Annotated in this window: 19 protein-coding genes and 1 pseudogene; 17 read left to right on the forward strand and 3 right to left on the reverse strand. The window is 52.1% G+C overall.

What is annotated here, in order from left to right; translation table 11 throughout:
- Positions 1 to 30 precede the first annotated feature (30 nt).
- The 16 genes and pseudogenes from I2H31_RS25490 (at position 31) to I2H31_RS11715 (ending at position 13,420) form a co-directional block, all read left to right on the forward strand.
- Positions 31 to 258, forward strand: a complete 228-nt coding sequence (locus I2H31_RS25490; RefSeq protein ID WP_262895785.1) for a four helix bundle protein — start codon at positions 31 to 33, stop codon at positions 256 to 258.
- The gene (locus I2H31_RS25495) at positions 194 to 403 is read left to right on the forward strand and encodes a four helix bundle protein (protein WP_262895786.1); all 210 of its coding nucleotides are present in this window, start codon (positions 194 to 196) and stop codon (positions 401 to 403) included. Before I2H31_RS25490 ends, I2H31_RS25495 begins: the two co-directional genes overlap by 65 nt.
- A 54-nt stretch (positions 404 to 457) precedes the next feature.
- Positions 458 to 2,302, forward strand: coding sequence for an ABC transporter ATP-binding protein (locus tag I2H31_RS11650; protein WP_196293215.1), 1,845 nt, complete (start codon positions 458 to 460; stop codon positions 2,300 to 2,302).
- A gap of 25 nt (positions 2,303 to 2,327) precedes the next feature.
- Positions 2,328 to 2,582, forward strand: a complete 255-nt coding sequence (locus tag I2H31_RS11655) for a hypothetical protein (protein WP_196293216.1) — start codon at positions 2,328 to 2,330, stop codon at positions 2,580 to 2,582.
- 97 nt (positions 2,583 to 2,679) lie between these two features.
- Positions 2,680 to 3,189, forward strand: coding sequence for a hypothetical protein (locus I2H31_RS11660; protein WP_196293217.1), 510 nt, complete (start codon positions 2,680 to 2,682; stop codon positions 3,187 to 3,189).
- A 120-nt stretch (positions 3,190 to 3,309) separates the two neighbouring features.
- Positions 3,310 to 3,897 (forward strand): D-sedoheptulose 7-phosphate isomerase, encoded by a 588-nt coding sequence (gene lpcA, locus I2H31_RS11665; protein ID WP_196293218.1) that lies wholly within the window; start codon positions 3,310 to 3,312, stop codon positions 3,895 to 3,897.
- Between the two features lie 152 nt (positions 3,898 to 4,049).
- A pseudogene (locus tag I2H31_RS11670) lies at positions 4,050 to 4,907 on the forward strand (YifB family Mg chelatase-like AAA ATPase); the annotation flags it as partial.
- Positions 4,908 to 5,153: 246 nt separating this feature from the next.
- Complete coding sequence (locus I2H31_RS11675) at positions 5,154 to 6,269, forward strand: hypothetical protein (RefSeq protein ID WP_196293219.1); 1,116 nt, start codon at positions 5,154 to 5,156, stop codon at positions 6,267 to 6,269.
- Between the two features lie 599 nt (positions 6,270 to 6,868).
- Complete coding sequence (locus I2H31_RS11680) at positions 6,869 to 7,888, forward strand: AbiTii domain-containing protein (protein ID WP_196293220.1); 1,020 nt, start codon at positions 6,869 to 6,871, stop codon at positions 7,886 to 7,888.
- A 44-nt stretch (positions 7,889 to 7,932) separates the two neighbouring features.
- Entirely contained in the window at positions 7,933 to 8,397 is a 465-nt protein-coding gene (locus I2H31_RS11685) for a hypothetical protein (RefSeq protein ID WP_196293221.1), read from the forward strand.
- A 19-nt stretch (positions 8,398 to 8,416) separates the two neighbouring features.
- Entirely contained in the window at positions 8,417 to 9,127 is a 711-nt protein-coding gene (locus I2H31_RS11690) for a hypothetical protein (protein ID WP_196293222.1), read from the forward strand.
- Positions 9,128 to 9,314: 187 nt separating this feature from the next.
- Positions 9,315 to 9,752 carry a hypothetical protein gene (locus tag I2H31_RS11695; protein WP_196293223.1) on the forward strand — a complete coding sequence of 146 codons (438 nt, stop codon included), beginning with the start codon at positions 9,315 to 9,317 and terminating at the stop codon, positions 9,750 to 9,752.
- Positions 9,753 to 10,774: 1,022 nt separating this feature from the next.
- On the forward strand, positions 10,775 to 11,023 hold the full coding sequence (locus I2H31_RS11700; RefSeq protein WP_196293224.1) for a hypothetical protein: 249 nt from the start codon (positions 10,775 to 10,777) through the stop codon (positions 11,021 to 11,023).
- A 320-nt stretch (positions 11,024 to 11,343) separates the two neighbouring features.
- Positions 11,344 to 12,090: a TIGR04255 family protein gene (locus tag I2H31_RS11705; protein ID WP_196293225.1), complete on the forward strand. Its 747-nt coding sequence runs from the start codon at positions 11,344 to 11,346 to the stop codon at positions 12,088 to 12,090.
- A 90-nt stretch (positions 12,091 to 12,180) separates the two neighbouring features.
- Positions 12,181 to 12,921 carry a hypothetical protein gene (locus I2H31_RS11710; protein WP_196293226.1) on the forward strand — a complete coding sequence of 247 codons (741 nt, stop codon included), beginning with the start codon at positions 12,181 to 12,183 and terminating at the stop codon, positions 12,919 to 12,921.
- A gap of 88 nt (positions 12,922 to 13,009) precedes the next feature.
- The gene (locus I2H31_RS11715) at positions 13,010 to 13,420 is read left to right on the forward strand and encodes a hypothetical protein (protein WP_196293227.1); all 411 of its coding nucleotides are present in this window, start codon (positions 13,010 to 13,012) and stop codon (positions 13,418 to 13,420) included.
- Between the two features lie 80 nt (positions 13,421 to 13,500).
- Here the strand turns inward: I2H31_RS11715 and I2H31_RS11720 are convergent, their stop codons facing one another.
- Positions 13,501 to 13,980, reverse strand: a complete 480-nt coding sequence (locus I2H31_RS11720) for a hypothetical protein (protein WP_196293228.1) — start codon at positions 13,978 to 13,980, stop codon at positions 13,501 to 13,503.
- 197 nt (positions 13,981 to 14,177) lie between these two features.
- On the opposite strand from I2H31_RS11720, the gene I2H31_RS11725 reads away from it, so the two are divergent.
- On the forward strand, positions 14,178 to 14,324 hold the full coding sequence (locus tag I2H31_RS11725; protein ID WP_196293229.1) for a hypothetical protein: 147 nt from the start codon (positions 14,178 to 14,180) through the stop codon (positions 14,322 to 14,324).
- Between the two features lie 13 nt (positions 14,325 to 14,337).
- On the opposite strand, the gene I2H31_RS11730 is transcribed toward I2H31_RS11725, so the two are convergent.
- Both I2H31_RS11730 and I2H31_RS11735 read right to left on the reverse strand, forming a co-directional pair.
- Entirely contained in the window at positions 14,338 to 15,387 is a 1,050-nt protein-coding gene (locus I2H31_RS11730) for a TniQ family protein (RefSeq protein WP_196293230.1), read from the reverse strand.
- Between the two features lie 6 nt (positions 15,388 to 15,393).
- Positions 15,394 to 16,245 carry a TniB family NTP-binding protein gene (locus tag I2H31_RS11735; protein ID WP_230687721.1) on the reverse strand — a complete coding sequence of 284 codons (852 nt, stop codon included), beginning with the start codon at positions 16,243 to 16,245 and terminating at the stop codon, positions 15,394 to 15,396.

Here is a 16,245-nt window from a genome sequence, read left to right on the forward strand (position 1 = left end):
TATCATTTAACATTTAACAGTAGTTCTGAAATGATAGGCGGCAAGAGCAATGTGCTTTATGAGAAGTCGTATGCCTTTGCGGTGCGGGTGGTGAAGGCGTACCAGTTTCTTTCTACTGAAAAACGCGAGTACGTTTTGTCGAAACAACTGCTGCGTTGTGGCACCAGCATCGGCGCCAATGTGACCGAAGCCAATGGAGCCATTTCAGACTCCGATTTGTCTGCTAAAATTTCAATTGCTTATCAAGGAGTGTCTTGAAACCAAATACTGGCTTCAACTTCTTCATGACACCGATTTTATTACGCCTAAACTGTTCGAAAGCATGTTTGCTGATGCTGATGAGCTAGGCAAAATGCTGTTCACAACTATTCGCTCCACGCGCCAACTGCGCAATTCTATTTAACTCGCGCGGCTTCAATACCTGATAAATGTTAAATGATAATTGTTAAATGACTTCGTGAAGACCTACTTAAGAATCCTGCAATATGCCCGTCCCTGGGCGCTGTTTTTGCCGCAGTACCTGCTCTACACGGTGCTGACCATCATTTTCAGCATTGCCAATTTCACCCTCATCATTCCGCTGCTGAAGGTGTTGTTCGACAAAACCAACACCGTGAAGCTGACGGCCCCGGCTCGGCTGCCCGATTTCCAGCCCACCATTCAGTGGGTCACCGACACGTTCAACTACTTTTTTGCCGATGTGCTGGCCGGGCATGGCAAGCTGGGGGCGCTGGCCTTCGTGTGCGGCGTGGTAGTGGTGTCGGTGCTGCTCAGCAACGTGTTTCGCTACCTGAGCTTGCGCCTGCTGGCCAAAGTGCGCGCCCGCGTCATCCAGACCCTGCGGCGCGATTTGTACCACCGCATCCTGAGCCTGCAGCTGGGCTTTTTTGCGGGCGAGCGCAAGGGCGATTTGATGTCGCGCTTCACGGCCGACGTGCAGGAAGTGGAAACTTCGGTGGTGAACACCATGACGGCCGTTATCAAAGAGCCGCTCACCATCATTGCCTACTTCGCGGTGCTGTTTCACATCTCGGTGCCGCTCACGTTGTTCACGCTCATTTTGCTGCCCATTTCGGGTGGCATCATCGCCGGCGTGGCCAAACGCCTGCGCACCCAGGCCAAGCAAAGCCAGAAAACACTGGGCTCGATGCTATCGGTGATTGATGAGACGCTGGGCGGTATCCGGGTAGTGAAGGCCTTTAATGCCCAGGAATACATCAAGGGCAAGTTTGCCGAGCAAAACGACCAGTACGCCCGCACCTCGCGCCGCATCGACAACACCCGGGATTTGGCGTCGCCGTTTTCCGAGTTTGCGGGGGTGTCGGTGGTGGCCGGGCTGCTCTATTTCGGCGGCACGCTGATTCTGGGCGGCGGTTCGGACCTGAATGGCGAAACGTTCATTGGCTACGTGATTCTGTTTTCGCAGGTGCTCACGCCGGCCAAGGCGCTGTCGGCCTCCTTCGGCAATATCCAGCGCGGGCTGGTGGCCGGCGAGCGGGTGCTGAGCATCATCGACACGGAGCCGGCCATCCGCGACCGGCCCGACGCGGCGGTGCTACCGCCCTTTGAACGCGAAATTGAGTTTCACGACCTCAACTTCAGCTACGGCGAGACGCCGGTGCTCTACGACATCAACCTGACCATCAAAAAAGGCCAGACGGTGGCCTTGGTGGGCGGCAGCGGCGGCGGCAAAAGCACCCTGGCCGACCTGTTGCCCCGCTTCTACGACCCCAGCGCCGGCCAGATTCTCATCGATGGCCACGACCTGCGCGCCTGCACCCTGCACTCGGTGCGCGACCAGATGGGCATCGTGACCCAGGAAAGCATCCTGTTCAACGACACCATTTTCAACAACATCCGCTTCAACACCGCCGCCACCGAGGCCGAGGTGATGGAAGCTGCCCGCATCGCCAATGCCCACGAGTTCATCGTGGCCAGCCCCGACGGCTACCAAACCGTCATCGGCGACCGGGGCTCGCGCCTCTCGGGCGGGCAGCGGCAGCGCCTGAGCATCGCGCGCGCCATCCTGCGCAACCCGCCCATCCTCATTCTCGACGAAGCCACCTCGGCCCTCGACACCGAAAGCGAGAAGCTGGTGCAGGAAGCCCTGCAGCGCCTGATGCAAAACCGCACCTCGCTCGTCATCGCCCACCGCCTGAGCACGGTGCAGCACGCCGACGAAATCGTGGTGCTGCAGCACGGCCGCATCGTGGAGCGCGGCACCCACGAAGAGCTCATTCGGCGCGAAGGCGGCGTGTACCAGCGCCTGAGCTCGATGCAAACCAACGCCGCTTTGGTGTAGGCCAAGAGACAGAACCCTTTGCCCGATGCTCAATCAAAAAACCTCCTACTGGCTTGGCTCGCTCATTCTGCTTCTGCTCGTGTTGCGGGTTGGATACAAATACTACCGCAGCCAGCAACGGCCCGAATACGAAACGAAACTGACCGATATCAAAGCCCGCGTGCAGGCGCTCAGTGACTCGATTGAAGCCGACCAAGACGACCAGCGCGCTCGTGGCGCCACCGTCGTCGTGGCCGATTCGTCCATCTTGGCCGCCGACACTGCGGCCGTGGTAAAATAGCCGGTTTACTCACCGGCCGCTTACTCGGACTATTTTTAGCCGTTTTTCCGGGGTAGCCGTTTTTACTACCTCTTTTCCTCACTTTACGCCCCCGCTCATGCTCGCTCTCAAACGCATTGTTACCGTCGCAGTAATGGTTTACCTGTTGCTGGCGCTGCTGTTCGTCCTCGCGCCGGCCGTGCGCGCCTCCGTCATGGGCATGGGCACCGGCCTGTCGGCGCTGGAGCAGGAGCGCAGTTTCTACTACACCATGTTCCTGATTGGGGCTGGCATTCTGGCCCTGCACCTGATTACCGAAAACCTGGACAGCGTGATGCTGCGCCGCTCGGTGAGCCAGCACGAAAATAAAATTAATGAGCTCAAGGCCAAGCTCTACGACCAGCAGCAACGCGCCACCCCGCCGGTGGGCGTGCCCACTGCCCGCACCGTCGACGGCCGGGTAGCAGCCGAGCCCGTGCCCACGGCGCACCTCACCCAAAGCCAGGCCGCCGGCACGGTGAGCGCGACCGAAAACCGCACCACCGACCACCTGCCCCAGCCCACCTTCCCGCAAAGCGACCCCAGCCTGACCAACACGCCGCCCGCCGAGCGCCCACCGCTGGCCTAACCGCTTAGCTGTCATCCTGAGCACAGCGAAGGACCTTGTCGCGCCAAAAGGTTCTCACGTGAGAAGGTCCTTCGCTCTGCTCAGGATGACAGAAGATTTTTCTAACCATACTTGTCCCAAGTGCCCGATTCCGCCCTAACCAACCTTATCCACGCCGAGCTCAGCGAAGCCCGCGCCGTGCTCGACGGCTTTCTGGCCGAGCCGGCCAATCTGGCCCGCATCGCCGAAGCCGCCGACGTATTCGCTACCAGCCTGCGCGCCGGCGGCAAGGCCCTGACCTGCGGCAACGGCGGCAGCCTCTGCGATGCCCAGCACTTTGCCGAAGAGCTGAGCGGGCGCTACCGCAACGACCGCCGGGCGCTGGCCGCCATCGCCCTCACCGAGGCCTCGCACATGACCTGCGTGGCCAACGACTACGGCTTTGAATTCGTGTTTTCGCGCTTCGTGCAGGCCCTCGGCCACCCCGGCGACGTGCTGCTCGCCATCAGTACCAGCGGCAACTCGCCCAACATCCTGCGCGCCGCCGAAGCCGCCAAAGAAGCCGGGATGCGGGTGGTTTCCCTCACCGGCAAGGACGGCGGCCAGCTGGCCGGCCTCAGCGACGTGGAGATTCGCGTGCCGCATTTTGGCTACGCGGACAGGATTCAGGAAATTCACATCAAGGTGATTCACATCCTGATTCTGTTGATTGAGAAGCTGGTGATTTGAGCGGCGAGACGAGGAGACATGAGAAGTGAAACGCTAAGATTTGAGAGGTGAGATATCAGACAGTTGCGTAGTAGGTTTGTGAAAGGGCTTAAGAGCCTCTGGGCATAATTGTCTCATTTCTCACCTCTCAACGTCCCACCTCCCCCTCTACCATGCTCACCAAAACCTTCGGCTCGGCCGTGCAGGGCGTCAACGCCTACACCATCATCATCGAAGTGGTAGTTTCGGCCGGAACGGGGTTCAACGTGGTGGGCTTGCCCGATAATGCCATCAAGGAAAGCCAGCAGCGGATTGAGGCGGCACTGAAGTTTCGCGGCTACCGCATGCCGCGCACCAAAACCGTGGTGAATATGGCCCCCGCGGACATTCGCAAAGAGGGCGCGGCCTATGATTTGCCCATTGCGCTGGGCATCCTGCACGCCTCGCAGCAGCTGAACACGGAACGGCTGCCGGAATACATCATCATGGGCGAAATGGCGCTTGATGGCGAGCTGCGGCCCATTAAGGGCGTGCTGCCCATTGCCATTCAGGCGCGCAAGGAAGGCTTCAGGGGCATTATTCTGCCGAAGGAAAACGCCGAGGAAGCCGCCATCGTCAACAACCTCGACGTGATTCCGGTAGGCAGCATGCAGGAGGCCATCGACTTCTTTGAAGGCCGCCACGAAATTGCGCCCACGAAGGTGGACACGCGCGACCTATTCCAGCATTCCGTCAATAAATACACGGCCGATTTTGCCGACGTGCAGGGCCAGGAAAACATCAAGCGGGCGCTGGAAATAGCCGCGGCCGGCGGTCATAACGTGATTATGATAGGCCCGCCCGGCGCCGGCAAAACCATGCTGGCCAAGCGCCTGCCCAGCATCCTGCCGCCGCTGAGCATGCAGGAAGCACTGGAAACCACCAAAATCCACTCGGTGGCTGGCAAGCTGGGCGGGGGCGGCCTGCTCAGCACGCGGCCGTTCCGGAGCCCGCACCACACCATTTCGGACGTGGCGCTGGTGGGCGGGGGTGTGAAATTCCCTACTAAATGAGAATCTGCCATAGTTGACGCGAATCCGCTATACTTTTTGCGAGTAACATTGTAAGTCATTGACTTACGTTACATCCCTATCACAACATACTTGTCATTCCACAATATGGAAGCATTCCCAAACTGGGATAGTTCAACTTGTTCTTTGCTAGCTGCATATCGTTCCAACAATTCGCTTTACTTTCGTTGCCTTTAAAGCGCAAAAATATTTTTCATCAGTTTCTAAATGGACCAAAATTTACTGCTAGCTCTCGACGAAGCCGTTGCGCGCATTCCCGTTATTAATCCCGAGCGTCAGTACTGGTTCATCCGCACCAACGGCGGTGCTTTTTATGACGACTTCTGGAAGACCAGAAGCGTTGGCATCGGCTACAATCTGGTCACGCTGGCGGCTGTCAATAAAGCATTCGCCGATAAATCCGACTCTTATTCGCAGTTGCAAGCCGCGGTTTATGCCAAGTACAAGGATGAAAACATCGGCAAGGCAACGGGCTTAATATGGCGCTTTTTGGTTGACATGGCACCTGGCGACATTGTCGTTATGCCCAGTGCCGGCTCCAATAAACTTGCGTTTGGAGAAGTTACGACAGGTGCTCCCTTTGAAGTAGAAACAAGTACAACGGATGAAGATGTTGTATATAGAAAACGGCGTAGTGTAAACTGGCTCGCAGAAAAAGGATGGGGAGAACTCGACTCAAATCTGTATGGGGCTTTCGCGGCCACCCAGGCGCTGACGTCAATCACCCGGTTCGGAGACTACTTGGACAGAGAGATATACGCCATCTATACGAAGGGCGAAGAAACCCATGTGCGATTGGACATCCAAACCAAAGGAGGAATTGACGGAGAAGACTACTTTGCGATGGGCAACTACTTGTTGGAGTTGTGTCAGGAGTTCCGCGAAGAAGCCGGTATGCGTGCGGCTGGCAACCGAATTGAAATTAGGACCAACGTCCAGTCTCCGGGGATGGTGGAGTTCATCAGCCACAACCAAGTGCTGTCCGCTTTTCTTGGCTCACTGGCCATAGTGGCGCTCGCAGGCGGCCACGCAGTCGCGGCAAAGCTCGGGGGCATCACCATCGGAAGCAACGGGCTACTTAGGGCCGTGATGGATTTTGCAATGGCGAATACAAAGCGCAAAGCCATCAATACGATTCTTGAGAAAAAACTTGACGCAATGGATGCCAACGTCGCAGCTGACCTCGTACTTAGGCTGAGCGGAGTGGCCCCTTCATCGCCGTCCAACCCTTCTACTGCTTCCTCGCCTCCCACTCCACCTTTGCCACCAAATAGCTCCACACTGCCAACCTTGCCCCCATCTCAACAAGATTTAGACATCTGATAACGTGAACTTTCCAACGACTAAACGGTGTTTTGATAGCATGAGAATCATACACCATTGGGTGTCGCTGGTCGCTACGTTTGTGATGGTCTTCTCGGGTCTGTACCTCGTCTTGGAATACACTGTCGGATTACTTCCGGTGTTTCAAAGCTGGATGGTAGGACCCGTTACCGGCCGGAGCCTCGTGTTCAGCACCCTTGTTTTGGTATTCATCATTCGATACGTGAAAATCCGTTCGCCTTACAGCAGTTAACAGGATACTACGTTTCGACCAAAGAAAGCCCCTCTTCACCGGTGGGGCTTTTTCTTTTTGACATGCTACATATATTAGTACCAAATACTAGGATTGTTAGAAGCAACTTTTTATCTTTATGCTTCTTCTAACCAAAACCATACCCGTTATGCCAAAAGCACCGGAACCCAAGAAGACCATTTACCGTGATTCGGAGAGTGGTCGAATCGTCAAAAAGGAGTATGCTGAGAAGCATCCTAAAACCACGGAGAAGGAGCGCGTACGGAAGAACTAGTACTCCTGTCTCGGCGGGCCAGGTTCCACAAGGGGCTTGGCCCGTTTTTTTGTGCAATATCAGTCGACTTCGATGAAAGCGTCCGAACTCATTAATGCTGCAATAGATGAATTGCACGGTACAGCCGCATTATCTACAGCCTTACTTAAGGTCAAAACAATTGCTTTTTTAATCAAAAACCAGCAATTGAAGGAATGGGTAAACTTCGAGCTTAAGGGTTACGATGATGGAAGCGAGGTCCCTTCATACAGGAAGACTTACATACCAGTATACGCTACATTACTACATGTAAACTTTTCCTATAATGGCGCTCGTCAGAACGATGTACTGGTGCCAATGGAGTATCTCACAGAAGAAGAACGAGCAAACGTTGGCGAAAGGAATCTTTCGATGAGTATAACTGAAATCGAAGAATGGGCCCTTTCTGAACAGGGAGGGTTACATGAATTATCCAATGCGCAGCGGAGCTTTCTCAACCACAAACTGTACAGAAGCAAGAGGAGCGAGTGGATTCTTTATAAAGCCTGGCAACCTCTCTCAGCACCGTTCTTCAAGGGGGTTTTGTTTACTGTCCGTGCTACCCTGCTAGATTTATTGTTAGAACTAAGCGAATGGGACGACGTCTCTTTGCAATCCCTACAACAGAAACAACTCATCGACGACACCGTGAGCAAAGCCCTCCACTCAATTACCGTCACTGCTGGTGGCATCGTGAATGTCTCCCATGGTGATGGGTCCGTACAAGCCGCGAATACCGGTGATGCTGCGCAGTTCAATGTGGCCAGCGGTGAAGCTATTTCTCAATCCATTGCATCAGGGCAAGTTGCTTCCTTGCCCGAATTGGTCGAGCAAATCAAGCAGGCTTTTCAACAGGACCCAGCTTTTGATTCTCACCGGGAAGAGATAGACCACCAAGTTCAAAGCATTGATTTGCAGTTGCAAAAGCCTGAACCCAAAAAAAGCATCCTCAAACGGGCCTTCGACTCGCTACAGGAGCTTGCAGCGGACAGTGCCGGAGCAACGGCTGGGCATGCCGTTTTTGAGCTCCTCAAACAAGCTCCCACATTGCTAGCGACTGGTGGGCTGGGGTAGAGAATCAGCGTAGCGACCAAGAAACTAACTTTTTTCTAACGACGATGACCTTTGAAATTCCGGGTGGACGCCACGTAAAGGCAAATTTTGACCAAGAGCTTCTCTCCATCTTGCAAGATGACGGGCTGGGCTTGCCTCCCACCTCTAATACAACAGCCTTTATGGAGCAATTTGCTCAACAGGTACTGGCCCAGACTGGCCAGCAGATGCAAACCGATTCGGTCACTCGATTTCTGTCTGATTTGCAACGATACGGCTTCCTAAAACCTATTGGCAATGTGTGGAATGCGTTCGTTATCAATGGGATTAGCTGGGGATTACGTGGCCCAACTGCCCCTCAAGGGTGGCAACATCAACTTACCTGGTCAAATGAATTACCTCTTGTCATCTCAACTCATTTTGGAGGAGCCACTGTTCAGCGCCCTATCCGCATGATGGATTTAGCTAAGCCTGGCTATCAGGAGCAATGGTTAATGGAGCACCTGAGCCAAATGCGCCGCATCGCTTAATTGCATAGCTTGACTTGTGATGGAAGACCCTAAAGAAGACTGGGATTGGCTAGCCTTTTTGTCGAAATGGCATGAGACTGAGTATGACCGCCGATATACACTCGAAAACGTAGTGACGACGCCGATTACACTCCTGACTGGGGTGTTCGGCTTGTCTTACTTACTCATAACCCAATTCGATTATAAACACAGCAGCTTATACTACTTGCTGTTTTTTCTGATACCCTTAGCGGTCGCGCTTGGCTATGCTTTTCGTTCTGCTGTTTTTGTGTATAGGTCCTACGCGGTGGTGAAAAAAGGTGTGTACAAGAACATTCCGGACGCTGCCCTTCTCCGTCGGCACATGGACAACCTGGTTGCTCATTACAAAGAGCACGACCCGGCATCAGACGGTGTGCAAAAATTTAAGGAATATTTCGTAGAATTGCTGGCGGACCAAATCACCGTGAATGTGGTCAACAACGACGACCGCACGATTAACATTCAGAAGTCGAAGGGCCCCATAATGGGCGCACTATTGGGGTTGCTCTTGACCATGCCTGGCTTCTTGACTAACCAATTAAGAAAGCCGGACCCGACGTATCAAGTTACCATCCTCCCTAATTCAGCAAACGCCATGAGTGAGACCACATCCCCTTTGCCGCCGCCGCCACCGATGGAGCGGCAAATACTAGACCTTCCACGGCCAACCCAGCCCCTCCCCCAACCCCTGCCTAAGCCCAGCAAATGAGCAAACCGACCCCACCGCCCCCACCGCCTCCGCCGCAAAGGGAAATCAGAGAGCTGACGCCTCCGCCAGTTGCACCGCCACGGCCACAGATTCAACAGAAGTAAGCGCTTTTACGACCCGAAGTCCCAGCTTTATAAAGCTGGGACTTCGTAGTTTGGGCATAAATTCATTTCCTGACTTGATTAACGTGACAGCTCCTCCTTCTCCATATTCCACCTGGGCCGCCTTTTACCGGTCATTGCAGAATACTTGGCAATTTGAGGACGGCGCTGGGGTGAACTATGACGGCACGCTCTATCCGTGGGAATTTGTTAGGAAAATGGTGCGCGAAGAGGCGGGTCAACCAGAGCCGTTTGACAAGTTCATCACCAGCAAGTCATTCTCTGTCGAAGAGGGAAACCTGGAAATCAAGTACGAAAACGACTTTGATACTGGAAACATCCGGTTGCGAATTACGGGTTATTTCACCCCTCGCAAGTACCTGACAGGCGAAACGTGGATGACCGAGTCCTACGACAGCCAAGCCGCGACAGAAAGGCGGTTCAGAACATTCGGGCAACAGGAAGCCGAGTATATGGCTCGACACTTGCTTTCTACTTACTCGCTGGCAACGGACAACTACTAGCCTAAAGCCGGCTCTCTTGACCAAACAAAACCCACTGCTCCCACCAACCGGTGGGAGCTTTTTGATTTCAACCGATGTCGGTCCCCACCGACAGTTAACGATGCCGGTGGTGGGGGGTGGCACACTGCTTGTTGCCGGTCGGCGACACCTGCACACACATTTTTTGGCTTTTCAGGCTATTGAGAGCCACGATAACGGTCAATCGAGCTATTGGCAGCACAGTCACCGTTTCATACACTCAATTCGCCGGAGCCAAATAGGGCTTTTTTTGGCCCATACGGCACGCTAAACTTGATGGCGTACCCCCCTACGTGAACTAAAAAAGAAATTTGGTTGTGTGTGGGGCACACACACCTACCTACGAACGGCACCTTGCCCTACTGTTTCGACCATTCGGTCAACGAACGTTGAATCTACGGCCGATTTATCCGTTGAATTAAATTTGAATTCAATATCTTTGTAACGTACGATACAAAAAGAGGCCGAACCCCAGGGGGCCGGCCTCGATTTGAGTCTTACAGCTGACGTAGAACTGCCGTTGATAAAACGCCAGTTGCTGCCGCTGCAAGGATGATGAGCCATTTGACTAGCTCATCAGATAGTTGAAGGTCCAGCCGTAGTCGGGCCTTCGGTTTTGATTTCGCAGGTTCCTCTTTCATTAGACGGAAGATGTGGTGCGAAAAACACCCGCCTTCTTGAAGCCCTAGCGTTGTGCCGACGCCGGGGCTTCACCTTTTTACAGGTAACGCTTTGGCGGGGTGACAAACCCTGCGATGGGGTAAAGGTAGGCAGCTTTTTGGCCAATACCGCAAGACCAAAAAGAAGCCTGCTTCCAGTTTGACAGCGGGCATTTACAATTAACGCTATCTAATTCAGCGCTTTAATTCAACCTGTACATATGTACAGGTAGTAGTTTCGGTGGTAGTTTAAAGCACGAAATGTGGATAACTTTTTCGTTATTTATCACCAGTGATAAATAACTTCCCACTCCTTTATTGCTTTGACGCCTCTTCGGTCATTTTATGACTCTCTACAAGTTCAACCTACTCCCTTACGACCGGCAACTGGTGGCCGTGTTCGATGCAGGTCACAAAGTGGCGACCCGTTGGGAGGAAGAGGACTGGGTGAACCTCTACTGGCTTCCCGGGGGGATATTCGTGGAGCTGTACTACGACACCCACCTCAAGGAGATTACCCAGTTGAAAAGCTTCACCAGTTCGGACCCACTGGGGGACTACGCGGCGTATGTCCAGCTTCCGGAAGAGTTGTAAGAGCCTGTCGATAAATTCTAGGCTACTGTGGAAATACCATTCACGGATGGAAGTAGCTGGCAACTGAAAGTTGTATCCGCGCGTTAGAATGAATACATTTGTACCATTGCTAGTTTCGTTTGCATTAAATTAGAATTTCATCATTTTTCCTCCTAGTAATACCAGTTTTTTTGGTATTTTCTATGATACTTAGTAAAGCACTGATTTAGTAAGTTCCTGAACGCACTAAAACCACACCATAACTCAGCATACCCAGCAATCATACTTGTCGAAGAATGTTCGGATTCCCGGTTCAACAAAAGGACGAAAATTTCAAATTTGTGCGCAACTTCCTAAGGACTGTTGTCTTTCAGGTCAAGTTTCCCACAATTGAGAATTTCGCTGCAAGGCAGTCAGAGATACAAGATGCGGTTAAGTCGACGTTTTTTGTTGCGGCAACAGATGAGCAAACCTTCCAGATAACGCTTGATTCGGGCACACCTGTGATAACGCCAGCTGAGGGGGTACCAGGAACAATGGAATTTCATGATACTTCTCGCCAAAAGATTTTTAATGTTTCAAATGACACTTTGTCGTTGACTATCTCTGGAGCTGCTTATACCAATTTTAGACAAGTACAGAATGACCTCAACGCGTCGATATACGCAGTTACTGAATTACTTCAAATCAAAACCTTTTCGCGTGTAGCAATACGCAAAATCAATCTCGTATCAGCTCGTTCAAAAGTCGTTTCGCCTAAGGCAAAGGAAATGATTAAAGGAGTTTTTAATAATGACCTCCTTACGTCAGTATTTAATATGCCTGCTGCGGAGCACCTTTTGACATCAATAACAAACTCTCGTTTTGTCGAGGGTGACAACACGCTTAACATAGTATATGGCTTATTACCTAAACAGGATTTTGAGCCTGATTCTAGCCACCTGCTTTTGGATATAGACCTTTTCAATAGCTCGACTCATTCCTCCATCGAAGAAATAAAATCTAATTTCAATTTAATAAACGATGCTATCTATAATATTTTCATTTGGTCACTGCAACCGTCTTTAATATCTATACTCTCTGCGTGAATATAATTTACCTTTTGTTCTACCATAAAAGAAAAAGCCATGCAGACTTGTTCAACCGAAACGTTTTCCTTTGCAGCAACTCAACCAGAATTGGAACAGGACATTCACAAAAGATGGCATGATTTTGCTGTTACGACTGGTTCTACTACCCCTTACATCAAACAAAAACGTGGCACCTTGTTGCAACACGGTACACTTATTTTGTGTCTGGCTTTACCACCAGTATGTGCTTCAACAGAGTACAATACTTTTGTTACTCCCCAAGGCTATGCAACGATAAGCCAAGTGGCTCAAATCACTGAATGGGCAGCGGCGGCTACCAGCCCTACGCTGCCGAAATCGCCATTCAACGACTTGAATAATGAGGCAAATCCTACGTCCACTTCGCTTGACGAAGGATACAGTTATCTGGGCAACGAATTTGTCTTCCTGAATTCTATGACTTCATGGGGGGACAAAGTAGCTGCACACGGGACTATAGATGAGTCTGTAGTTAATTCATCTGAATCAGAATCGCTCACTTACAAAGACCTCAGCGCTATTTTCAACGAAACTGCCATGGCTCCCTTGGGCATTAGAGATATATGTTTCAAAGCAGCTTCGGCTTTTGATGCTTTTGGCATTGAAGGAGTGAAAACCTATTTCACTGCTGATGACAGTATTCTATTTGAGTTATTTCACAAAGACTCCTATTTTTCGCTGGAAGTATTCGACGATGGAGACATTGTCTACTTGAGCAGACAAGGTGACTCTAATGCCTTAGCCTACGACATTAGCCCGGAAGATATTTACGGGAAAATTCGTTCTATACACGACGCTACTGCCGCATAACGAACGAATGTGTAGTAATGAAACGGTGCCAGAGCATCTCCATAGGGACGGCAGGCCAGTTATTGACTATTTTTCGCCAGACGAGATAATGTACCGACGGTTTGAAAAAGAGCCGTTAGCTTCACCTGATGGAAAAACAGTCAGCGCAAGTGCTTTCCCATTGCGTGATGATTCTTATAATCGGGGCCTGTTCTGCCGCCACCACGAGGATGTGCTATACGACGAAACAAAAGAGAATAACACGCATTATTTTGCTAAATGGGGTGTAGCAGAATTTGCGCACGCTGATTTTACGGCTATCTATGAACTGGATGAGCCCAAAGACTTGCGCCAATTTCATGTAACTATTGCTCACGTGCCAAATGAGTGCATGTATCCTCATTCCCAGATGGTAGTCACGTTGGAAGGCGTAGAGGCTGCGGTGCCCAAATCGATTAGAACTAAAATCAGGGAGAGGCTTTTGCGAATCTGTAGGATTGTCAAGCATGTAGACCCTTAAGGGGGCATGTGGCACTAAATGTATAACCCCCAGCCTTTTGAGAGGGCTGGGGGTTATACATTTATAATGAACACTCAGAGCTACTTTGGTACCATTGTGATGGTCTCCTTCGTCTGGGCACCGTTGTCGTTCCAGTTGAAGACAATCTTCAACTCGTTAGCCGATACTGTGAAGGGGTCCAAGTAGTCCTCCCGGGTTCTGCTGTTGTTCATCAAGAAAGGCATGCCGGTCATAAAGAGGTAGTCCTGCCGGGCATCATACCGCCAGGTACCGAAGTACCTTGTTTGGGGACTTGTTGGGCTGCACTTCACAGCACCATCGTCGTACCGCCACGTCCCGTTGGTGTCAAAATGGTAGTAGTCATCTGTACCGCACGTCATCACGGAATACACATCAGTCGTTTGGCCACGCACGTCCAGCGTGTAAGCGGTGATGCGCCAATCGTGCGCGGTGAGCAATGCAGGCTTATCAACCACAGGGGGCGTTGGGTCAGCAGATTTCTTTGAGCAGTCGGCCAGCAACAGGCTTCCACTCAGTAACAGTAACGCGAAGGGTTTCATAAAAAGAGAAAAGGTGAAGAGGAAAAATCGTATTCAAAAGTAGTCAAAACTGTTTTTACAATAACTTTTATGTTATTGTCAATAGCGCGAATGGGGTCGCACTTTGCTACTGGATGGCAGGCAAAGAGACTCACCCCGTACTGGTCGCATTAGCGCGGCGCCTGAAAGCCCTACGGGAAGCCCGGCATCTCACTCTGATGGAAGTATTAGACACCACCAACGTCAATGCCGCACGCGTGGAGTCCAACCGGCAAAACATGACGGTAAAGACGCTGATAACACTTTGCGCCCACTACCATATCACGCTGGGTGAGCTATTCGAGGGCATTGAAAAGGAAGTTTGAAGTGCTCCAGTCTCTAGTAAGGGCCTTGATAGTGCGCGTTAAATTTTCTGTTCAGGTTGGACACGTAGAAGTTGTCCATCACGACCGTATGATACCAGAAAGGAGCCTCTTCCATGTCTCGCAGCAAAGGAGTACTGGTGAGTTTGCCTTTGCTCGCTCGTTCGATAAACCGATGAGGCCACTCTTCCAGCAGCCAACCAGCTTGCTGCAACAAAGCAGCTCGCAGTTCCAAAGGCAACATTTCAAACGGAAGACGGCCCTTGGGCAGTTGGAAATACGAGGGAGGCAACTCAACACCTGCTTGTTCAACCACGCACTGCTGCAAAGCTTCCGTACGGTGTTGGCTGCTGAATAGTATCCGCACCAAGTGGTGTAGAACCTGAAAGTAGAGATGCGGATGGAAAACCTCCGCTCGCCACCCTTCGGCCAATATTCGGTCACACTCCCTTTGCCATTGTACCAAGGCAGCCGGTGCTGGAACCGCCGGAGTATTGCACCAATCAAACAAGCAACGGTGGCATATCGTGAAGGAACGACCTGGCAAAGTTGATTTTTGTCCTAACTCCGCACGAAAAAACGCCACTGGCTCACCGCATTGCGGACATTGGTCCTCCAGCCGCATTTCACAGACTGGGCACGCTACGGACAGTGCTAACCGCCATTGCTTGCGAAAATAGGGCGTATCGCCGTCCTTCCGCAAGCACGACGGGCAAAACAACAGCCCATTGCGCCGGCGGGTCCGGTGGTAGACGCCCAAGGGTAGAATCCATGGCGTATTGCCGTTCACGTTGTGCCGCAAGTACAATCGCCCCTCGTAACTTTTCAACGTCGTGGCGAATACCTGCTCAAGCGACGCTGGGGTTCGGGCCGCCAAAATGGCCAATACCTCGGGGTGGGCAATTTTATCCGCGTCCCGATTCCAGATGTTGGGGGTGGGAAAGATTAACCTACCAAAGGTGTACACCTTAATAAGGTGGGCATGGGCCAGCCGAACCAGCCAGCTGGACAACAACTCATCCGGGCGGGGGCGCATTGCGCAGGGTAATTGGGTGGTGGAGTGCATAGCTGTCTAGATGAGCTTGTGAAACTTCATTCGGTCCGAGGGGGTGGTATAATCGACCTTGTTCAGCACAGCCGCCGTGATGCGTTCCTTCTTAGAATCAATCGCTAAAACGGCCGCGAGCTTGAGAATTTTGGAGATTTCGCCAATGGTTCCTTCGCTCATGCTCAGCAGCTTCAATGCAATGCTTTCGTCGGCCAAGTTAGACGGCTCCCGCAAGGGTAACAGCCGCTCGAAACTGAGCAGTAGGCGCAAGTAATCATCGCCGATGACCCACTTGGGCAAGGGAACTGGCTCGAATCGGTTGGCTAATTGCTCGTCGCTTTGCACAGCACTAAAAGCCGTGCGGATGCCCGCACACACAAGGGGGACCATCAACTCGTTGGACAAGTACTTGATTACATTTAGAAACTGCCGCTGCTTTCCCTGATTCCCAGCCAGAATGTGCTGAATCTCGTCGATGACAAGCAGTTTAACCCCTAATTGCCGCAACACGTGGATAACCTGGAGCTGTTTCTTGCCCACATGGTCGTTGATTCGGTGCGGAGCATTCACTCGGTCGAGCACGATGTTATAAAATCGCTTCTCGTCGGGCTCTGGAGGAGCCTGCACGTACAGCACCGGCCATTGAAGCCGGCCATCGTCTTCCAAGGGTTGCGGCTGGTGCGCGTGGCAAAAGCGGCGTAAAATGGCCGTTTTTCCGTTGTTAGTGTCCTCCACCAGGAGCAGGTTTGGCATCCTGTGGGATGTGGGGTGTTGCAGCAAAGCCTCCATTTTGGCGAGTGCTTGCTGGGCCCGGGTGTACGGAATCCACTTCTCCGCCAGGATTGCGCGTTGCCGCTCCGCATCCGGCAGCTCCAA

The organism is Hymenobacter ruricola (assembly GCF_015694525.1).
GTDB lineage: Bacteria > Bacteroidota > Bacteroidia > Cytophagales > Hymenobacteraceae > Hymenobacter > Hymenobacter ruricola.